This is a genomic window from Rhizobium sp. Leaf371 (assembly GCF_001424045.1).
Classification (GTDB): Bacteria; Pseudomonadota; Alphaproteobacteria; order Rhizobiales; family Rhizobiaceae; genus Ferranicluibacter.
Genome location: NZ_LMQB01000010.1, coordinates 1 through 20,189, shown reverse-complemented (window position 1 = coordinate 20,189; position 20,189 = coordinate 1). Strand labels below are relative to the sequence as shown.

The following is a 20,189-nucleotide window of genomic DNA, read 5'->3' as shown; positions in this document are numbered from 1 at the left end:
TCGACGGCAACGGTGACGTTGTCGCCCGGCATGACCATTTCCGTGCCTTCCGGAAGCGTGACGATCCCGGTCACGTCCGTCGTGCGGAAGTAGAACTGCGGACGGTAGTTCGTRAAGAACGGCGTATGACGGCCGCCTTCTTCCTTCGTCAGGATGTAGGCTTCGGCCATGAACTTCTTGTGCGGCTTGACCGAACCCGGCTTGCACAGGATCTGGCCACGCTCGACGCCGTCACGGGTGACGCCGCGAACGAGTGCGCCGATGTTGTCGCCGGCCTGGCCCTGGTCGAGCAGCTTGCGGAACATTTCAACGCCGGTGACCGTGGTCTTCGACGTCGCGCGGATGCCGACGATCTCGACTTCTTCACCGACCTTGACGATGCCGCGCTCGACGCGACCGGTCACGACCGTACCGCGACCCGAGATCGAGAACACGTCTTCGATCGGCATCAGGAACGGCATGTTGATCGGACGCTCGGGCGTCGGGATGTAGGCATCGACAGCGGCCATCAGCTCGCGGATCGCGTCTTCGCCGATCTTCTTGTCCGAATCTTCRAGAGCGGCCAGAGCCGAACCCTTGACGATCGGAATGTCGTCGCCGGGGAAGTCGTAGGACGACAGAAGTTCGCGAACTTCCAGCTCGACGAGCTCGAGAAGCTCGGCGTCATCGACCTGGTCGACCTTGTTGAGGAACACGACGATCGCGGGAACGCCGACCTGACGGGCGAGCAGAATGTGCTCGCGGGTCTGGGGCATCGGGCCGTCGGCCGCCGAGCAGACCAGGATCGCGCCGTCCATCTGGGCAGCACCGGTGATCATGTTCTTGACGTAGTCGGCGTGGCCGGGGCAATCGACGTGGGCGTAGTGGCGCGCCGGCGTCTCGTATTCGACGTGGGCTGTCGAGATGGTGATGCCGCGGGCCTTTTCTTCCGGAGCGGCGTCGATCTGGTCGTAGGCCTTGTATTCGCCGAAGTACTTCGTGATCGCTGCCGTCAGCGACGTCTTGCCATGGTCGACGTGACCGATCGTTCCGATGTTCACGTGCGGCTTGTTGCGTTCAAACTTGCTCTTTGCCATGTTCGGCTCTCCATCTGTGGCCCCTTGCGGGGTTCANCGTGATCGCTGCCGTCAGCGACGTCTTGCCATGGTCGACGTGACCGATCGTTCCGATGTTCACGTGCGGCTTGTTGCGTTCAAACTTGCTCTTTGCCATTTTCGGCTCTCCATCTGTGGCCCCTTGCGGGGTTCAATTCTGTTTAACGGGCGTCAGTCAGGCTCCGGTCACTTCTGACCGGAGTACTTCGCCTGGATTTCGGTTGCGACGTTCGACGGAACCGGTGCGTAGTGATCGAAGACCATCGAGTACTGCGCGCGGCCCTGGCTCATGGAGCGCAGGTTGTCGACGTACTTGAACATGTTGGCCAGCGGCACGTTGGCAGCGATCACCACGGCGATACCGCGGCTTTCCTGGCCCTGGATCTGGCCACGACGGGAGTTCAGGTCGCCGATGACGTCGCCGACGTAATCTTCCGGGGTGACGACTTCGACCTTCATCATCGGCTCGAGCAGCTGCGCGCCGGCCTTGCGCGATGCTTCACGGAAGCAGGCACGCGATGCGATTTCGAAGGCGAGGACCGAGGAGTCGACGTCGTGGAAGGCACCGTCGATGAGCGTCGCCTTGACGCCGAGCATCGGGAAGCCAGCCAGCGGGCCGGAGGACAGCACGCTTTCGATGCCCTTCTGAACGCCCGGGATGTATTCCTTCGGAATGGAACCACCAACGATCTTGGACTCGAACTTGAACTCGTCACCATCCGGGTTGGGTTCGAAGACGATCTTGACGCGCGCGAACTGGCCGGTACCACCGGACTGCTTCTTGTGCGTGTAATCTTCTTCGTGCTTCTTCGTGATCGTCTCACGATAAGCAACCTGCGGCGCACCGACGTTGGCTTCGACCTTGAACTCGCGACGCATGCGGTCCACGAGGATGTCGAGGTGAAGCTCGCCCATGCCGGCGATGATCGTCTGGCCGGACTCTTCGTCCGTCTTGACGCGGAACGACGGGTCTTCGGCTGCCAGGCGGTTGAGCGCGAGGCCCATCTTTTCCTGGTCGCCCTTGGACTTCGGCTCGATCGCGATCTGGATGACCGGCTCGGGGAATTCCATCCGCTCGAGGATGACCTGCTTCAGGGGATCGCAAAGCGTGTCGCCCGTCGTGGTTTCCTTGAGGCCCGCGAGAGCGACGATGTCGCCTGCAAAGGCTTCTTCGATGTCTTCACGCGAGTTGGAATGCATCTGAAGCATGCGGCCGACGCGCTCGCGCTTTTCCTTGACCGTGTTCATGACCGACGTGCCCTTTTCGAGCTTGCCGGAGTAGATGCGGGCGAAGGTCAGCGAACCGACGAAGGGGTCGTTCATGATCTTGAACGCGAGCATGGACAGCGGCTCTTCGTCCGTTGCGTGACGCTCGATTTCGGCTTCCGTCTTGACGTCGATACCCTTGATGGCGGGAATGTCGGCCGGGGACGGCAGGTAGTCGCAGACGGCGTCGAGCAGGGGCTGAACGCCCTTGTTCTTGAAGGCCGTGCCGCAGAACATCGGGTGGAACTTGACGTCAATGGTGCCGCGGCGAACGAGCGCACGGATCTGATCGTTGTCGGGCATGACACCGTTCAGGTAGTTTTCCATCGCTTGTTCGTCGATATCGACGACAGTCTCGATCAGGAGCTCACGATATTCCTGAGCCTGGTCCTTCATATCATCGGGGATTTCGACGACGTCCCACTGGGCGCCGAGCGACTCGTCGCGCCAGACGAGAGCGTTCATCTCGATCAGATCGATAACGCCCTTGAATTCGGTTTCCGCACCGATCGGGAGCTGCATGACGACCGGTATAGCACCGAGACGCGACTTGATCATGGACACCGAGCGATAAAAGTCGGCGCCCGTCTTGTCCATCTTGTTGCAGAAGATCATGCGGGGAACGTTGTACTTCTCAGCCTGGCGCCAGACGGTTTCCGTCTGCGGCTCGACGCCGGCATTGGCGTCGAGAAGCGCGATCGCACCGTCGAGAACGCGCAGCGAACGCTCGACTTCGATCGTGAAGTCGACGTGGCCGGGGGTGTCGATGATGTTGAAGCGACGCATCTTGCCGTCGCGACCCTTCCAGTAGGTCGTCGTCGCAGCGGAGGTGATGGTGATGCCGCGTTCCTGCTCCTGCTCCATCCAGTCCATGGTGGCAGCGCCGTCGTGCACTTCGCCGATCTTGTGCGACTTGCCGGTGTAGTAAAGAATCCGCTCGGTGGTCGTGGTCTTGCCGGCGTCGATATGCGCCATGATCCCGAAATTGCGGTAGTCTTCGATTTTATATTCGCGAGCCATGATGGACTGCCTTTCGAAAATGGACGTCGATTACCAGCGATAATGCGAGAAAGCGCGGTTGGCGTCGGCCATCTTGTGCGTGTCTTCGCGCTTCTTCACTGCGCTGCCGCGATTGTTTGCGGCATCCATGAGTTCGCCGCAGAGGCGATCGATCATGGTGGTTTCGTTGCGCTTGCGAGCTGCGGCGATGAGCCAGCGGATGGCGAGAGCCTGACGGCGCTCCGGACGGACATCGACCGGAACCTGGTACGTCGCACCACCAACGCGGCGCGAACGGACTTCTACGTGCGGAGCGATGTTGTCGAGAGCCGAGTGGAACACGGCGACCGGCTCCTGCTTCAGCTTGCCCTGAACGGCATCGAAAGCACCGTAGACGATGTTTTCAGCAACCGACTTCTTTCCATGAAGCATGATGGCGTTCATGAACTTGGTGACAACGAGATCGCCGAACTTGGGGTCCGGGTTGATCTCACGCTTTTCTGCACTATGGCGACGGGACATATGTTTCGTCTCTCAACTTTATCTTTGTTTACCCAGCGAAATGGCGCTGGTGATCGATTACTTCGGACGCTTCGCGCCGTACTTGGAGCGGCGCTGCTTACGGTTCTTGACACCCTGGGTATCGAGAACACCACGGATGATGTGGTAGCGAACGCCCGGCAAGTCCTTCACGCGGCCGCCGCGGATCATCACGACGGAGTGTTCCTGGAGGTTGTGGCCTTCGCCCGGGATGTAGCCGATGACTTCGAAGCCATTCGTCAGACGGATCTTGGCAACCTTACGAAGTGCCGAGTTCGGCTTCTTCGGGGTCGTCGTGTAGACGCGTGTGCACACGCCACGCTTCTGCGGATTTTCCTGAAGCGCCGGTACCTTGTTGCGCTTGACCTGTGCCTGACGCGGCTTGCGGATCAGCTGGTTTACGGTAGGCATATAACCATCCCTTGCAAAATCTTCGTTACCCTTTCGGGCGGATCAATGCCGTCTCCGGCTTTGCGTACGCGTGGAAATGCGCGAACAAGGGCCGATCCGCGTTTCAGCAGATGCCCCATGAAAAGCAGAGGACGCCATTTCGGGCGTCTTGCGTGCAGCATTCTTGGTCTTCAGCGTGCGTTTGAACCTTGTTTGAGGCGAACTCCAGAACGTGTCGTTCCGAACCAGCCAGCCTCACATGGGCTCCGATGAGGCGGGGTGTACTGTTTTACCCCCCGCCCGTCAAGGGCAAATCCTAAAGATTCTCCCCTGCCCCGCGCTGGAAACCCCGCAATTGCGGGGTTTGTGACGGCTTGCCGCGGGCTGCAGGGCGGGACCGCCGAGGACCGTGCGGCGGCAATCGAGAGAATCGGCAACAGCCTGGCGAAAGAATCGCATCCGCGGAAAGAAGCTGCGGGAACGAATTGTCGCGGCTGCGGCTTTTGATATAGATCACGTCATCGGCGCTTGGTGCCGCATTTTCAAAGACCCGACAAGAGGAGTCTCCATGACGGTCCTGCCCGACAACGACAACAATTCCGACGATCCTATGGTCTTCATCATCATCGGCAAGGCCTTCGAACAGGACGGCGACGGGGACGGTGTCGACATTCACGTGGTCCTGCGCGCCGCCGACGACGACAGTGCGGTTCGCGAGGCTTTAAACGCCCTGGCCGAGGAAGGATTTCTCGAGGCGGACCTCGACCAGATCGGCATGCTGGAAGGCGTGCCCGAAGACGAGCCGCATGCCTCGGCCTACAAGGGCGCCCTGGAAGGCGAGGTCGCGATCATCCGGTTCAACTGATCGAAGGCCGAGATTAAGACCCAGGCATTTTTTCTCACAGAACGTCAAAAAGCCGCCCGGATCGCTCCGGGCGGCTTTTTTCATAGTCATGCGTCTGCTCGTTATTCGGCGGCAGCGTTTTCGGAGGCCATGTCTGCGAGCATCGGGGTTGCCGTGTCGGCACCCGTCGACTTGCGGCGTTCCTCGAGGATCATCTCGTCGCGTGCCGTGGCGATGCGACGGATCTGCGTCATGGTTCCACCGGTACCGGCCGGGATGAGACGGCCGACGATGACGTTTTCCTTGAGCCCCTGGAGGCCGTCGGTCTTGCCGGCGATCGCAGCTTCCGTCAGCACCTTGGTCGTTTCCTGGAAGGACGCGGCCGAGATGAAGGACGGGGTCTGCAGCGACGCCTTGGTGATGCCGAGCAGGACTGGGTCGCCATAGGCCGGCTTCTTGCCCTGTTCGATCAGCTGGTCGTTGACGTCTTCCAGTTCGATCCGGTCCACGCTGTCGCCCACGATATAGGTGGAGTCGCCGGCGTCGGTGACTTCGACCTTCTGCAGCATCTGGCGAACGATCACCTCGATGTGCTTGTCGTTGATGACAACGCCCTGCAGACGGTAGACTTCCTGGATTTCGTTGACGAGATAGGAAGCGAGTGCTTCCACGCCCTTGATCGCCAGGATGTCATGCGGCGCCGGGTTACCGTCGAGGATGTAGTCACCCTTTTCGATATAGTCGCCGTCCTGAAGGTGGAAGGGCTTGCCCTTCGGGATCAGGTATTCGACCGGCTCGACACCGTCTTCCGCCGGCTCGATCAGCACGCGACGCTTGTTCTTGTAGTCGCGACCGAAACGGATCGTGCCGTCGATCTCCGCGATGATCGCATGGTCCTTCGGACGACGCGCTTCGAAGAGTTCGGCAACACGCGGCAGACCACCGGTGATGTCCTTGGTCTTGGCGCTTTCCAGCGGCGAACGTGCCAGCACGTCACCCTGGGACACCTTCGTACCAGGCTCGACCGACAGGATCGCATCGACCGAGAGCAGGAACCGGGCCTCGCCGCCACGCGACAGCTTGGCAACGACGCCATTCTTGTCCTTGATGACGATCGCCGGCTTCAGGTCGATACCCCTTGGCGTCGAACGCCAGTCGATAACCTGACGCTTGGTGATGCCGGTGGCTTCGTCGGTCGCTTCGAGAACCGAGATACCATCGACGATATCCTCGAAGTGAACCGTTCCTTCGACTTCCGTCATCATCGGACGCGTGTAGGGGTCCCACTCCGCAAAACGCTGACCGCGACGAACCTTGTCGCCGTCATCGACGAAGATCTTCGAGCCGTAGGCGACCCGCTGCGAGGAGCGTTCCACGCCGCGTTCGTCCAGGATCTGGATCGCCATGTTACGACCCATGGCAATGAGAATGCCATCGGAGTTGCGCAGCATGTTGCGGTTCTTGATCTGGATCGTGCCTTCATAGGACGCTTCCAGGAACGACTGGTCAACCACGTTGGCCGTGCCACCCAAGTGGAACGTCCGCATGGTCAGCTGCGTGCCCGGCTCGCCGATCGACTGAGCCGCGATGACGCCGACCGCTTCACCCATGTTGACAGGGGTACCGCGGGCAAGGTCGCGACCGTAGCAGACGCCGCAGACGCCGGTCTGGATTTCGCAGGTCAGGGCCGAACGGATCCGGATCGACTGAATGCCGGCCTTCTCGATTTCGACCACGTCCGCTTCCAGGATCATCAGGCCGGCATCGACGATGCGCTCACCCGTGACCGGATGATCGATGTTGTCGAGAGCCGTACGACCGAGAACGCGGGCGCCGATGGAGGCAACGACCTGACCGGCATCGACGATGGCGGTCATGGTGAGGCCGTTTTCGGTGCCGCAATCGACCGAGTTGACGATGCAATCCTGCGCAACGTCAACCAGACGACGCGTCAGGTAACCGGAGTTTGCCGTCTTCAGGGCGGTGTCTGCAAGACCCTTACGGGCACCGTGCGTCGAGTTGAAGTACTCGTTCACGGTCAGGCCTTCCTTGAAGTTCGAGATGATCGGGGTCTCGATGATCTCGCCCGAAGGCTTGGCCATCAGACCACGCATCCCGCCCAGCTGGCGCATCTGGTTCGGAGAACCACGGGCACCGGAGTGCGACATCATGTAGATCGCGTTCATCGGCTTCTGACGGCCGTTGTCGTCGAACTCGACGGCCTTAATGCGGGCCATCATGTCCTCGGCGACCTTTTCGGTGGCCTTGCCCCAGGCGTCTACGACCTTGTTGTACTTTTCGCCCTGCGTGATCAGGCCGTCATTGTACTGCTGTTCGTATTCCTTCACCAGCGACTCGGTGTCGCCGACGATCTTCGCCTTGGTTTCCGGAATGACCATGTCGTCCTTGCCGAACGAGATGCCGGCACGGCACGCATGCGCGAAGCCGAGCTGCATGATCCGGTCGCAGAAGATGACCGTGTCCTTCTGGCCGCAATGACGGTAGACCGTGTCGATCATCTTGGAGATGTTCTTCTTGGTCAGTTCCTGATTGCAGACGTCGAACGGAACGTTGACGTTCTTCGGCAGAAGTTCGCCGATGAGCATGCGGCCGGGCGTGGTTTCGAAGATCTTGGAGACCGGCTTGCCGTTCTCGTCAACCGACTTGAAGCGACCACGGATCTTCGCATGCAGCGTGACCGACTTGTTGTCGAGCGCGTGATGCAGTTCCCCGATGTCGGAGAAGGCCATGCCCTCGCCCGGCTCGTTCTGGTTCATGATCGACAGGTAGTAGAGCCCGAGAACCATGTCCTGCGAGGGAACGATGATCGGTGCGCCGTTGGCCGGATGCAGGATGTTGTTGGTCGACATCATCAGCACGCGGGCTTCCAGCTGCGCTTCAAGCGACAGCGGCACGTGAACGGCCATCTGGTCACCGTCGAAGTCGGCATTGAACGCCGTGCAGACGAGCGGGTGCAGCTGGATCGCCTTGCCTTCGACCAGCGTGGGCTCGAAGGCCTGGATGCCGAGGCGGTGCAGCGTCGGTGCGCGGTTGAGCAGAACCGGATGTTCGCGGATGACCTCGTCGAGGATATCCCAGACTTCCGGCTTTTCCTTCTCGACCAGCTTCTTGGCCTGCTTGACGGTGGACGAGAAGCCCTTGGCGTCGAGACGGGCGTAGATGAACGGCTTGAAGAGCTCGAGCGCCATCTTCTTGGGCAGGCCGCACTGGTGCAGCTTCAGTTCCGGACCCGTCACGATGACCGAACGACCGGAATAGTCGACGCGCTTGCCGAGCAGGTTCTGGCGGAACCGGCCCTGCTTGCCCTTCAGCATGTCGGACAGCGACTTCAGCGGACGCTTGTTGGCACCCGTGATGACGCGACCGCGACGGCCGTTGTCGAACAGCGCATCGACGGATTCCTGCAGCATGCGCTTTTCATTGCGGATGATGATGCCCGGCGCCCGCAGTTCGATCAGCCGCTTCAGGCGGTTGTTGCGGTTGATGACGCGGCGGTAGAGATCGTTGAGGTCGGACGTCGCGAAACGGCCGCCGTCCAGGGGGACGAGCGGACGCAGGTCCGGCGGGATGACCGGAACGACCTTCATGATCATCCATTCCGGCCGGTTGCCGGACTCCATGAAGTTCTCGACGATCTTCAGGCGCTTCATCAGCTTCTTCTGCTTCAGCTCGGACGTGGTGTCAGCCATGTCCTGGCGGAGATCGCCGGCGATCTTCTCGAGGTTCATCGAGGCGAGCATCTCGTAGATGGCTTCCGCACCGATCATCGCCGTGAACTGGTCTTCGCCGAATTCATCGACGGCGATCATGTACTCTTCTTCCGAGAGAAGCTGGTTCTCCTTCAGAGAGGTCAGGCCGGGCTCGGTGACGATGTAGTTTTCGAAGTAGAGAACGCGCTCGATATCCTTCAGAGTCATGTCGAGCAGAGTCGCGATGCGGCTCGGCAGGGACTTCAGGAACCAGATGTGGGCAACCGGGGCTGCAAGCTCGATGTGGCCCATACGCTCGCGCCGTACGCGCGACAGCGTGACTTCGACGCCGCACTTTTCGCAGATGATGCCCTTGTACTTCATGCGCTTGTACTTGCCGCACAGGCACTCATAGTCCTTGATGGGCCCGAAGATGCGCGCGCAGAACAGGCCGTCGCGTTCCGGCTTGAACGTGCGGTAGTTGATGGTTTCCGGCTTCTTGATCTCGCCGAACGACCACGAGAGGATCTTCTCCGGCGACGCGATCGAGATGCGGATCGAATCGAAGGTCTGTGCAGGCATCTGCGGATTGAAAAGGTTCATGACCTCTTGGTTCATGCCTATCTCCTTTGGGGCATAGCCCCTTATCTTGAGCGAGTGTGGCCGGCATTTCCCGGGGCGCCGGCCCCTCTGCTCGTCAAACGGATAAAACCGCATCGGGTGCGGCTCAGCGCCCTGCCCCGTCGTCTCTCGGATGAAGACGACCGGCAGGACCTGCGCGCGCCTTGGTGAGGCGCGCGCGTCAATCGCGTTTTATTCAGCGGCGTCCGGCAGCTGCGTCGGCTGGAGATCCTCAAGCTTCGAATTCTCGAGCTCGACGGACAGGCCGAGAGAGCGCATTTCCTTGACGAGAACGTTGAAGCTCTCCGGAATGCCCGCCTCGAACGTGTCGTCGCCGCGCACAATCGCCTCATAGACCTTGGTTCGTCCGGCCACGTCGTCCGACTTCACCGTCAGCATTTCCTGCAGCGTGTAGGCGGCGCCGTAGGCTTCGAGCGCCCAGACTTCCATTTCCCCGAAGCGCTGACCGCCGAACTGGGCCTTGCCGCCGAGCGGCTGCTGGGTGACCAGCGAGTAGGGACCGATCGAACGCGCATGGATCTTGTCGTCCACGAGGTGGTTCAGCTTCAGCATGTAGATGTAGCCGACCGTGACCTGACGGTCGAACTGGTCGCCCGTACGGCCATCATACAGCGTCGACTGACCGGAGATCTTCAGGCCTGCCTGCTCCAGCATCTCGTTGACGTCGGCTTCCACCGCACCGTCGAAGACCGGCGTTGCGATCGACACGCCGCGGCGTGTCTGCTCGGCCAGACGGACGATGCTGTCGTCGTCGTAGTCCTTGATCGGCTCGCCCTTGGGACCGGACCCGATGACGCTGTCGATGGTGTCGCGCAGCGGCTTGATGTCGGCGCCCGCCTTGTAGGCGTCGAGCATGTCACCGATCTTGCGACCCATGCCGGCGCAAGCCCAGCCGAGGTGCGTCTCGAGGATCTGTCCGACGTTCATGCGCGACGGCACGCCCAGCGGGTTCAGAACCACGTCCACATGCGTGCCGTCTTCCAGGAACGGCATGTCCTCGATCGGAACGATGCGCGACACGACACCCTTGTTGCCGTGACGGCCGGCCATCTTGTCGCCCGGCTGGATCTTGCGCTTCACAGCGACGAAGACCTTGACCATCTTCATGACGCCCGGAGGCATTTCATCGCCGCGCTGGACCTTTTCGACCTTGTCCATGAAGCGATGCTCGAGCAGCGACTTCGACTCGTCGTACTGGCCACGCAGAGCTTCGATTTCGCCCTGAGCCTTCTCGTCCTCGACGGCGAACATCCACCACTGCGAGCGGGGATATTCGGAGACGATCGCGTTGGTCAGCTCCGTGCCCTTCTTGAAGCCCTTCGGACCTGCGACGGCAGAATGGCTGCGCAGCATCTCGATCAGGCGGGCATAGACGTTGCGGTCGAGGATCGCCTGTTCGTCGTCGCGGTCCTTTGCGAGACGTTCGATTTCCTCGCGCTCGATCGCCATCGCACGCTCGTCCTTTTCAACGCCGTGGCGATTGAAAACACGGACTTCGACGATGGTCCCGAACGTGCCCGGGGGCATGCGCATGGAGGTGTCGCGGACGTCGGACGCCTTTTCACCGAAGATGGCGCGCAGAAGCTTTTCTTCCGGCGTCATCGGGCTTTCGCCCTTCGGCGTGATCTTGCCGACGAGGATGTCGCCCGGCTGCACTTCCGCACCGATGTAGACGATGCCGGCTTCGTCGAGGTTCTTCAGCGCTTCTTCCGACACGTTCGGAATGTCGCGCGTGATTTCTTCCGGACCGAGCTTCGTGTCGCGCGCCATCACTTCGAATTCTTCGATGTGGATGGAGGTAAACACGTCATCGCGCACGATGCGCTCGGACAGGAGGATCGAGTCCTCGTAGTTGTAGCCGTTCCAGGGCATGAACGCGACCAGCGCGTTGCGGCCGAGCGCGAGATCGCCGAGATCGGTCGAGGGACCGTCCGCGATGATGTCGCCCTTGTTTAGGATGTCACCGACGGTGACCAGCGGGCGCTGGTTGACGCAGGTGTTCTGGTTGGAGCGCTGGAACTTCTGCAGGCGGTAGATATCGACGCCGGACTTGCCGGCCTCGAGCTCTTCGGTCGCGCGGATAACGATACGTGTCGCATCGACCTGGTCGACGACACCGCCGCGGCGCGCCGCGATGGCAGCGCCGGAGTCGCGGGCCACGACCGGCTCCATGCCGGTGCCGACGAACGGCGCTTCGGCGCGCAGCAGAGGCACGGCCTGACGCTGCATGTTCGAGCCCATGAGCGCGCGGTTCGCATCGTCGTTCTCAAGGAACGGGATGAGAGCGGCGGCAACGGACACGAGCTGCTTCGGCGAGACGTCCATCAGGTTGATCTGGTCGCGCGGCGTCAGCATGACTTCGCCCGAGTGACGGCAGACGACGAACTCTTCTTCGAATTCATTGTCGGCATTCAGCACGGAGTTCGCCTGGGCAACGTGGTACTTGGCCTCTTCCATGGCGGAGAGGTAGACCACTTCGCGGGTGACCTTGCCGTCGACGATCTTGCGGTACGGGCTTTCGATGAAGCCGTACTTGTTGACGCGGGCAAAGGTGGCGAGCGAGTTGATCAGACCGATGTTCGGGCCTTCCGGCGTCTCGATCGGGCAGATACGGCCGTAATGGGTCGGGTGAACGTCGCGGACTTCGAAGCCTGCGCGCTCGCGGGTCAGACCACCCGGTCCAAGAGCCGAAAGACGGCGCTTGTGGGTGATTTCCGAAAGCGGGTTCACCTGGTCCATGAACTGCGACAGCTGCGAGGAACCGAAGAACTCGCGCACGGCGGCAGCCGCCGGCTTCGCGTTGATCAGGTCCTGCGGCATGACGGTGTCGATCTCAATCGACGACATGCGTTCCTTGATGGCGCGCTCCATGCGGAGCAGGCCGAGACGATACTGATTTTCCATCAGTTCGCCGACGGAACGAACGCGGCGATTGCCGAGGTTGTCGATGTCGTCGATCTCGCCCTTGCCGTCACGCAGCTCGACCAGCATCTTGACGACCGCCAGGATGTCTTCCTTGCGCAGAACACGAACCGTGTCCGGGCAATCGAGATCGAGACGCATGTTCATCTTGACGCGACCGACGGCCGAAAGGTCGTAGCGCTCGGCATCGAAGAACAGCGTGTTGAACATGGCTTCGGCCGAATCCATGGTCGGCGGCTCGCCCGGGCGCATGACGCGGTAGATATCGAACAGAGCGTCCTGACGGTTCTCGTTCTTATCAACGGCAATCGTGTTGCGGATGTAGGCGCCGACATTGATGTGGTCGATGTCGAGAACGGGGATCTCTTCGAAGCCCGCAGCGAGGATGACGCCGAGCGTCTTCTCGTCGATCTCGTCGCCGGCTTCCAGGAAGATTTCGCCGGTTCCCATGTTGACGAGGTCTTCGGCAAGATAGTTGCCATAGAGATCGTCATCGGATGCCTTGATGGCCTTGAGGCCCTTCTCGGTCAGCGAACGAAGCAGACGCGGGGTCAGCTTCTTGCCGCTTTCCACGACGACTTCGCCGGTGTCGGCGTCGATCATCTCGGTAATGGCCTTCTGGCCCTTCAGGACCTCCGGCTGGAACGGTATCCGCCAGCCCTTGCCGTCACGCTTGTAGAAGGACTTGGTGTAGAACGTCTCGAGGATCTCCTCGCCGTCCATGCCGAGTGCCATCAGCAGAGAGGAGACGGGGATCTTGCGGCGACGGTCGATACGCGCATGGACGATGTCCTTGGCGTCGAATTCGATGTCGAGCCAGGAACCGCGATAGGGAATGACGCGCGCGGCAAACAGCAGCTTGCCCGACGAGTGGCTCTTGCCCTTGTCATGGTCGAAGAACACGCCGGGCGAACGGTGCATCTGCGAGACGATGACGCGCTCGGTGCCGTTGACGATGAACGTACCGTTGTTCGTCATGAGCGGCATGTCGCCCATGTAGACGTTCTGTTCCTTGATGTCCTTGATGGACTTCGCGCCCGTATCCTCGTCGATATCGAACACGATGAGGCGCAGCGTTACCTTGAGCGGCGCTGCGTAGGTCAGGTCGCGCTGACGGCATTCGTCGACGTCGAACTTCGGGGACTCGAACTCATAGGAGACGAACTCCAGCATGGAGGCGCCGGAAAAGTCGCTGATCGGAAAGACCGACTTGAAAACCGACTGCAGTCCCTCGTCAGGACGGCCGCCAGCCGGCTCCTTGACCATCAGGAACTGATCGTAAGACGCCTTCTGAACCTCGATGAGGTTCGGCATTTCTGCGACTTCAGGGATTTTGCCGAAAAACTTGCGTACGCGCCTGCGACCGTTAAACGAAAGGGTCTGAGCCATCGTCGCTCCTTCAATATGTGCATCCGGGCCTGCAACGGACGGGGATCGATGGCCAGTCGACCCCGTCTAAGATGGATTGCTCAATCTCGTCTCGCGGCCCAGGACACAAAGCGCGGAATGCCGTGTCGTCCAGGTGCCGGGACCATCCTCTTGAAGAACCCATTACCAAAAAGCCGAATCTGTGGGGGGCTTTTGGGTAATACGTTCGAAAAACGGTCAAAGAGAGGCAGCCCTTTCGGGCCGCCTCTCTCCGTCATAAAGCCAGATTACTTGACGTCAACCTTGGCGCCAGCGTCTTCGAGCTTCTTCTTGAGGTCAGCAGCTTCAGCCTTGGAAACGCCTTCCTTGACGGCCTTCGGAGCAGCTTCGACCAGGTCCTTGGCTTCCTTGAGGCCGAGGCCGGTGATCGCGCGGACTTCCTTGATGACGTTGATCTTGTTAGCGCCGGCTTCAGCCAGGATAACGTCGAACTCGGTCTTTTCTTCTTCGACGGGAGCAGCAGCGCCAGCGCCGCCGGCAGCAGCAACGGCTACCGGTGCAGCAGCGGAAACGCCCCACTTTTCTTCGAGAAGCTTCGACAGTTCTGCAGCTTCCAGAACGGTCAGCGAGGAGAGGTCTTCAACGATCTTAGAGAGATCAGCCATTGTCATAGTTCCTTTTGTTCAATTCGAACCGATGTTGATATAAACAGCGAAAAACCGCCTTATGCGGCTTCTTCGTCCTTCTTGGCATAGGCCGCGAACACGCGGGCAAGCTGGCTTGCCGGTGCTGCAACAACGCCTGCGATACGGGTGGCCGGGGTCTGGATCATGCCCAGCAGCCTTCCGCGCAGTTCATCCAGCGAAGGCAGGGTCGCAAGCGACTTGACGCCTTCCGCATTCAGCGTTGTGGTGCCCATGGAACCACCGAGAACAACGACCTTGTCGTTGGTCTTGGCGAAATCCACGACGACCTTGGGAGCCACGATCGGGTCATTGCTATATGCAATGAGTGTCTGACCCTTGAAGAGATCGATGATCCCTTCGGACTCCGTACCCTGAAGGGCAATCTTGGCCAGGCGGTTCTTCGCGACTTTGACGGTGCCGCCAGCTGCGCGCATCTTCGAACGAAAATCGTTCATTTGCGCAACGGTGACGCCGGCATAGTGGGCCACGACAACCGAACCGGAAGCCTTGAAGACTTCGTTCAGCTCCGTGACGAATTCGCGTTTTTCCGCTCTTTCCACTGCCTATCTCCAGTTGGCAGACCGCAATCCTGCAGGCCTGCCGGGTTTGCCTTTGCCGCGCGGGATCTTGACGATCCCGGGCGACGCTCGAGGATCCTGTCCCCTGCGAAGCGCCGGAAGGCGCTCACAAGGCAAGCCGAGGTTCGAACCGATGTTTCCCTTGGGCCTTGGCCTCGGGGACAAATTCGGGTCTCACCCGTCTCATGCAGGCATCAGTGATTAAGGGATAACCACCTGCAATCTCGGACAGGAGTTCCAGGCCGAAGCCTGGATATCCGGTCCCGAAGGACCGGAATTGGTGACCGGCAGGACCTGCGCCCCACCGATAAGATCAGGCGACGCTGAGCGTCGACAGATCGATCTTGACGCCCGGACCCATGGTCGAGGAAATCGCGATGCGCTTGACGTAGTTGCCCTTGGCACCTGCCGGCTTCGCCTTCACGACGGCGTCCGCGAAGGCACGGATGTTTTCTTCCAGAGCGCCCGGTGCGAACGAGGCCTTGCCGATGCCGGCATGGATGATACCAGCCTTCTCGACGCGGAACTCCACGGCACCACCCTTGGAAGCCTTGACGGCGCCGGTGACGTCCATGGTCACTGTGCCGACCTTCGGGTTCGGCATCATGCCGCGGGGGCCGAGAACCTTGCCGAGACGGCCGACGAGCGGCATCATGTCCGGGGTCGCGATGCAGCGATCGAAGTCGATCTTGCCGCCCTGGACGATCTCGACGAGATCTTCGGCGCCGACCACGTCCGCACCGGCAGCGCGGGCTTCGTCAGCCTTTGCGCCACGTGCGAAGACGGCGACGCGAACGTCGCGGCCGGTGCCGTTCGGCAGGTTGACGACGCCGCGGACCATCTGGTCTGCGTGGCGCGGGTCAACGCCGAGGTTCATGGCGACTTCGATGGTCTCGTCGAACTTGGCGATCGCCCGTTCCTTGACCATGCCGATGGCGTCCGAAAGGCTGTAGATCTTGGTGGGATCGACGCCTTCGCGGGTCTTCTGTACGCGCTTTGCAAGCTTTACCATCTTACGCCACCACTTCCAGACCCATGGCGCGGGCGGAGCCCTCGATCATGGTCATTGCGCCTTCGATATCGGCTGCATTGAGGTCCTTCATCTTGGCTTCGGCGATCGACTTGATCTGAGCCTTGGTGAGGGTATCGGCAACGCCGCCCTTGCCCGGGGTCTTGGAGCCCGAGGTGATCTTTGCTTCCTTCTTGAGGAAGTAGCTGACCGGCGGCTTCTTCATCGCGAAGGTGAAGGACTTGTCCTGGAAGTAGGTGATGACGACCGGGATCGGCATGCCCTTTTCCATTTCCTGCGTGGCAGCGTTGAACGCCTTGCAGAATTCCATGATGTTGATGCCGCGCTGACCAAGTGCAGGACCGATCGGCGGGGACGGATTGGCCGACCCTGCCTTTACCTGCAGCTTGAGGTGGCCCATAACTTTCTTAGCCATTACTCTCTGCCTTTTCTCTGTCCGATCCCGGGATGAACCTGAAAGGCGCATCGTGAACCAGACGTTCGATCGGTTTCCCGATCACGGATGCCGTATCTCGTTGCGATGCGGCGGCTGCGGTTGCGTGGTGCGGTTACCGGGTCCGGCTAAGAGCCCTTCCCCTTCCACGCGGGTGGCGGCGAAACGCCGCCTGAGAGCCCGCCTTGAAGGCAGGCCGTCATGACGTCAGCTCAGACCTTCTCGACCTGAGCGAATTCGAGATCGACCGGCGTCGCGCGACCGAAGATCGAGACCTCGACCTTCAGGCGGGCGCGCTCCTCGTCGACATCCTGAACGATGCCGTTGAACGAGGCGAAGGGACCATCGGAGACCCGGACCTGCTCGCCGACCTCGAACGAGATCGAAGGCTTCGGGCGATCCACGCCGTCCTGGACCTGACCGAGAATGCGCTCGGCTTCGTGGTCTGGGATCGGAACAGGCTTGTTGTCGGAACCGAGGAACCCGGTGACCTTCGGCGTGTTCTTGATGAGGTGATAGGCCTCATCCGTCAGGTTGGCGCGAACCATCACGTAACCCGGAAAAAACTTGCGCTCGGCATCGACCTTGCGGCCGCGACGGACTTCAACGACTTTTTCGGTCGGAACCAGGATCTTTTCAAACAGATGGCTCAAGCCCTTCTGCTTGGCCTTCTCTTCGATCGACTCGGCGACCTTCTTTTCGAAGTTCGAATAGGCGTGAACGATATACCAACGCGGAGCCATGTTCATTCCCACTCGATTAGATGCCGACATTGAGGACGAGGCCAATGAGCCAGCCCATCAACTGATCCGCCGCAAAGAAGAACGCTGCAGAAATGATGACCATGATGAACACCATCAGCGTGGAGATCACGGTTTCCCGGCGCGAGGGCCAAGTCACTTTTGCCGTCTCGGAGCGGACCTGCTTCAGAAACGTAACGGGATTAGTCTTCGCTGCCATTGAATGCTCACGCCTTGACGGCCCGTAAAGCTGAATGCTCAGCCCCACGCGCCGCGTGTCTGTTGGACCCTACATAAAGACCGATTCTGAAAATCACAAGGACTTTCCGATCTTTTAAACGAATTATGCCTTCGGTTCCACGCCGTGCCGAGTCATGTTTTCGCACGCTTCGAGGCTGCCAAAGTCCCTCATATAACGGCTTGCATCGCGATGGACCGGAGACACCTGTCGAAGGAAATGGCAGGGGCAGCCGGGCTTGAACCGACGACCTGCGGTTTTGGAGACCGCCGCTCTACCAACTGAGCTATACCCCTACACGGCACAACGGAACAGCTCCGGGGAGCGTATCGTCGTCGTGTCGACCGTGCGCTCCTTTAAGACGCGCGCGCCGGATTGGCAAGGGCCCTTTTCATCTTTTCGCCCGACGCCTCGCCCTCTTCCCCGTTCATCCCCACCCTCATGCTCCGTGTCGCGTTCTACCAGGTGAAAGCGTAGGAGAAGCCGATGCTCGCCTGCCTGTCATTCTTGAAAGGTGCTGCGAGCGCTGCCGTGACATTCATCTTCCGCGTGATCTGCTGTTCGACGCGGACGATGTTGGAGACGTCGAGCTTGGCCGGGGCGTAACGGCCTTCCGCCACCACGGCCGTTCCGGTCGCAACCGCCGTCAGCCGAGCCGACTGACGAAAGACGATATTGTCGCACCGTTTGAGATGGTCAGAGCAGACAAGATTGACACCGCGGCTGCGCTCCAGATCCAGGCTTGCGTTGAGGATCCGTTTTCGGTTCATGCTGACATCCAGATGGCCGGTGCCGCCGCGTGGATCGAACACCCCGTCGATGGACCGGCTGGTGGCGACCGCGGTGCGCGTCCCGTTGCGGGTGGCGACCCGCGCCCAGATGTCGACCGGCGTGTCCTCGACGCGGCCGGACCGCGTGGCTGCGACCGCCACATCCGCACCTGCACTCGCCTCACCCGCGATCGGCAGCTTGACGCCCATGCGCAGATGCAGGCCGTTATCGCCCAGCTTCGTCGGCTGCCAGATCAGGCGGTCACCCGCCTGCGCCAGTGGAGAGAGGCCGAGGCCCGCAAATGCAAAGCAGACGGCGGTGAGCGCCGTCCTGGACATCGTGTTCATTGAAGGGTTCCACCGTTCCGGGCAAGCGGTCGAATTCATCGACGCGAAGGCCCTGCCGAAAATCCGTTGCCTGGAACGCGGACCGCACAGGCAACGCTCATGCCGCTCATCCGACCTTTGCGGAGGCGAAGGTTCACCGGCACCAGCGTCCGTCAAACCTGCCTTACGATAGTCCCGGCATGATCGGAACGGAACCCCTAAAACTTGCGGGTCATTCTCAGGATTGACGCGGCGCGCCCTGACACGCGCCGCGAACAGGTCGGAACGGCGGTGTTATGCCGGGAGCGTCACATATTTCCGCCAGTCGTGCTCCTCGCGGAACCCGAGAACGTCGCGGATCTTGCGATTCGACAGCAGGCTCTCATATGTCCCGAGCTCGCGGGACACCGGCACGTTGGGAAAGTGATCGCGGAGCAGATCGGCGGTCGGCGTATTGGCAGAGGTGGTATCGTTGGCGGCGTTGAAGATCTGGAAGCCGAGGCCGTCCTTCTCGATGCCGAGTTTGCAGATCTGCCCGAGGTCGCGTGCGTCGATGTAGCTCCAGGCAATGCGTTTGCGGATGGTCGGGTCGGCAAACCAGGTCGGGAACATCGCATATTCATGCGGCTCGATGACGTTGCCGATGCGGATGGCGTAGATATCGATTCCGAACCGCTCGGCAAAGGCCCTCGCCGTCTTCTCGTTCAGCACCTTCGACAGACCGTAGCTGTCCATCGGGCTCACATCGGCGTCTTCCTCCAGCGGGAAGCGGGCGACGTCGCGGTGCCCCTCGGCAAAGCAGATGCCGTAGGTGGTCTCGCTGGAGGCGACGAGGATCTTGCGAACGCCGAATTTTGCGGCAGCCTCGATGACGTTGTAGGTGCCGATGGTGTTGATGCGGAAGGTTTCGTTGTCCGGCTTGATCAGGATGCGGGGAATGGCCGCGAAATGCACCACGGCATCATAAGGCCGCATGTCCCTGCCCTTACCGATCGGCGCGCGATCGAGATCCGGCATGTCGGCATGCATCGACAAGGCGTTGAAGACCTGCCCGCTATCGGTGATATCGACGATGAGATTGGTCACGCCGGGATGTTCCAGCGGCACGAGGTCGAGATTGTGCACCTCGTAGCCGGCCTCCACCAGATATGGCACGACATGGCGGCCGGCCTTGCCGGCGCCGCCGGTAAACAGAATGCGTTTCTTCACGTGAGATCCTCCAGAATGGCAAGGCGGATCTACCGCATTGGCGGCAAAGGACAAGCCGTTCCGATGTTCGGCATCGGCCCAAGCATCCGCATCCACCGTCCTGCACCCCTGAAACGACAAAAGCGCCACCCGAAGGCGGCGCTCTCATGATGTCTTGGGAACCACGGCACGGCGCTCGAGCGCCATGCCGTCGATGGATCCCTGATTACTCGACGATCGAAGCCACGATGCCGGCGCCGACGGTCCGGCCGCCTTCGCGGATTGCGAAGCGCAGCTTTTCTTCCATCGCGATCGGAACGATCAGTTCGACGGCAACGGTGACGTTGTCGCCCGGCATGACCATTTCCGTGCCTTCCGGAAGCGTGACGATCCCGGTCACGTCCGTCGTGCGGAAGTAGAACTG

At 60.7% G+C, this 20,189-nt stretch carries 16 protein-coding genes, 1 tRNA gene and 1 pseudogene; 1 reads left to right on the top strand and 17 read right to left on the bottom strand.

Annotation, left to right across the window (positions count from 1 at the left end; all coding sequences use genetic code 11):
• The 5 genes from tuf (ASG39_RS07945) to rpsL form a co-directional block, all read right to left on the bottom strand.
• A partial coding sequence (gene tuf, locus ASG39_RS07945) for an elongation factor Tu (protein ID WP_062594497.1) occupies positions 1-1,076 on the bottom strand: 1,076 nt, incomplete at its 3' end.
• Between the two features lie 37 nt (positions 1,077-1,113).
• Positions 1,114-1,212, bottom strand: a 99-nt coding sequence (locus ASG39_RS24485) for a GTP-binding protein (protein ID WP_141681087.1), incomplete at its 3' end; no start/stop codon positions are given.
• Between the two features lie 68 nt (positions 1,213-1,280).
• On the bottom strand, positions 1,281-3,380 hold the full coding sequence (gene fusA, locus ASG39_RS07940) for an elongation factor G (protein WP_062594496.1): 2,100 nt from the start codon (positions 3,378-3,380) through the stop codon (positions 1,281-1,283).
• Positions 3,381-3,410: 30 nt separating this feature from the next.
• Positions 3,411-3,881, bottom strand: coding sequence for a 30S ribosomal protein S7 (gene rpsG, locus ASG39_RS07935; protein WP_018325882.1), 471 nt, complete (start codon positions 3,879-3,881; stop codon positions 3,411-3,413).
• A 57-nt stretch (positions 3,882-3,938) separates the two neighbouring features.
• Positions 3,939-4,310, bottom strand: a complete 372-nt coding sequence (gene rpsL / locus ASG39_RS07930; RefSeq protein WP_003507760.1) for a 30S ribosomal protein S12 — start codon at positions 4,308-4,310, stop codon at positions 3,939-3,941.
• Positions 4,311-4,857: 547 nt separating this feature from the next.
• On the opposite strand from rpsL, the gene ASG39_RS07925 reads away from it, so the two are divergent.
• Positions 4,858-5,154, top strand: coding sequence for a hypothetical protein (locus tag ASG39_RS07925; RefSeq protein WP_062594495.1), 297 nt, complete (start codon positions 4,858-4,860; stop codon positions 5,152-5,154).
• A 101-nt stretch (positions 5,155-5,255) separates the two neighbouring features.
• Here ASG39_RS07925 and rpoC read toward each other — a convergent pair whose 3' ends face one another.
• The 12 genes and pseudogenes from rpoC to tuf (ASG39_RS07865) form a co-directional block, all read right to left on the bottom strand.
• Positions 5,256-9,461, bottom strand: coding sequence for a DNA-directed RNA polymerase subunit beta' (rpoC, locus tag ASG39_RS07920; protein WP_062594494.1), 4,206 nt, complete (start codon positions 9,459-9,461; stop codon positions 5,256-5,258).
• A gap of 195 nt (positions 9,462-9,656) precedes the next feature.
• Entirely contained in the window at positions 9,657-13,796 is a 4,140-nt protein-coding gene (rpoB, locus tag ASG39_RS07915; protein WP_062594493.1) for a DNA-directed RNA polymerase subunit beta, read from the bottom strand.
• 266 nt (positions 13,797-14,062) lie between these two features.
• On the bottom strand, positions 14,063-14,440 hold the full coding sequence (gene rplL, locus ASG39_RS07910; RefSeq protein WP_062472481.1) for a 50S ribosomal protein L7/L12: 378 nt from the start codon (positions 14,438-14,440) through the stop codon (positions 14,063-14,065).
• A 59-nt stretch (positions 14,441-14,499) separates the two neighbouring features.
• Complete coding sequence (rplJ, locus tag ASG39_RS07905) at positions 14,500-15,021, bottom strand: 50S ribosomal protein L10 (protein WP_062594492.1); 522 nt, start codon at positions 15,019-15,021, stop codon at positions 14,500-14,502.
• 331 nt (positions 15,022-15,352) lie between these two features.
• Positions 15,353-16,051, bottom strand: a complete 699-nt coding sequence (gene rplA, locus ASG39_RS07900; protein WP_062594491.1) for a 50S ribosomal protein L1 — start codon at positions 16,049-16,051, stop codon at positions 15,353-15,355.
• Position 16,052: 1 nt separating this feature from the next.
• Positions 16,053-16,484: a 50S ribosomal protein L11 gene (gene rplK / locus ASG39_RS07895; RefSeq protein ID WP_062594490.1), complete on the bottom strand. Its 432-nt coding sequence runs from the start codon at positions 16,482-16,484 to the stop codon at positions 16,053-16,055.
• Positions 16,485-16,714: 230 nt separating this feature from the next.
• A complete protein-coding gene (gene nusG, locus ASG39_RS07890) occupies positions 16,715-17,245 on the bottom strand; it encodes a transcription termination/antitermination protein NusG (RefSeq protein ID WP_062594498.1) in 531 nt (176 codons plus the stop codon).
• A 16-nt stretch (positions 17,246-17,261) separates the two neighbouring features.
• Positions 17,262-17,462: a preprotein translocase subunit SecE gene (secE, locus tag ASG39_RS07885; protein WP_062594489.1), complete on the bottom strand. Its 201-nt coding sequence runs from the start codon at positions 17,460-17,462 to the stop codon at positions 17,262-17,264.
• Positions 17,463-17,700: 238 nt separating this feature from the next.
• A tRNA-Trp gene (locus ASG39_RS07880) sits at positions 17,701-17,776 on the bottom strand.
• Between the two features lie 162 nt (positions 17,777-17,938).
• Positions 17,939-18,598 carry a hypothetical protein gene (locus ASG39_RS07875; protein ID WP_062594488.1) on the bottom strand — a complete coding sequence of 220 codons (660 nt, stop codon included), beginning with the start codon at positions 18,596-18,598 and terminating at the stop codon, positions 17,939-17,941.
• Between the two features lie 273 nt (positions 18,599-18,871).
• Positions 18,872-19,786, bottom strand: coding sequence for an NAD(P)-dependent oxidoreductase (locus tag ASG39_RS07870; protein ID WP_062594487.1), 915 nt, complete (start codon positions 19,784-19,786; stop codon positions 18,872-18,874).
• Between the two features lie 205 nt (positions 19,787-19,991).
• Positions 19,992-20,189: pseudogene (gene tuf, locus ASG39_RS07865) on the bottom strand (elongation factor Tu); the annotation flags it as partial.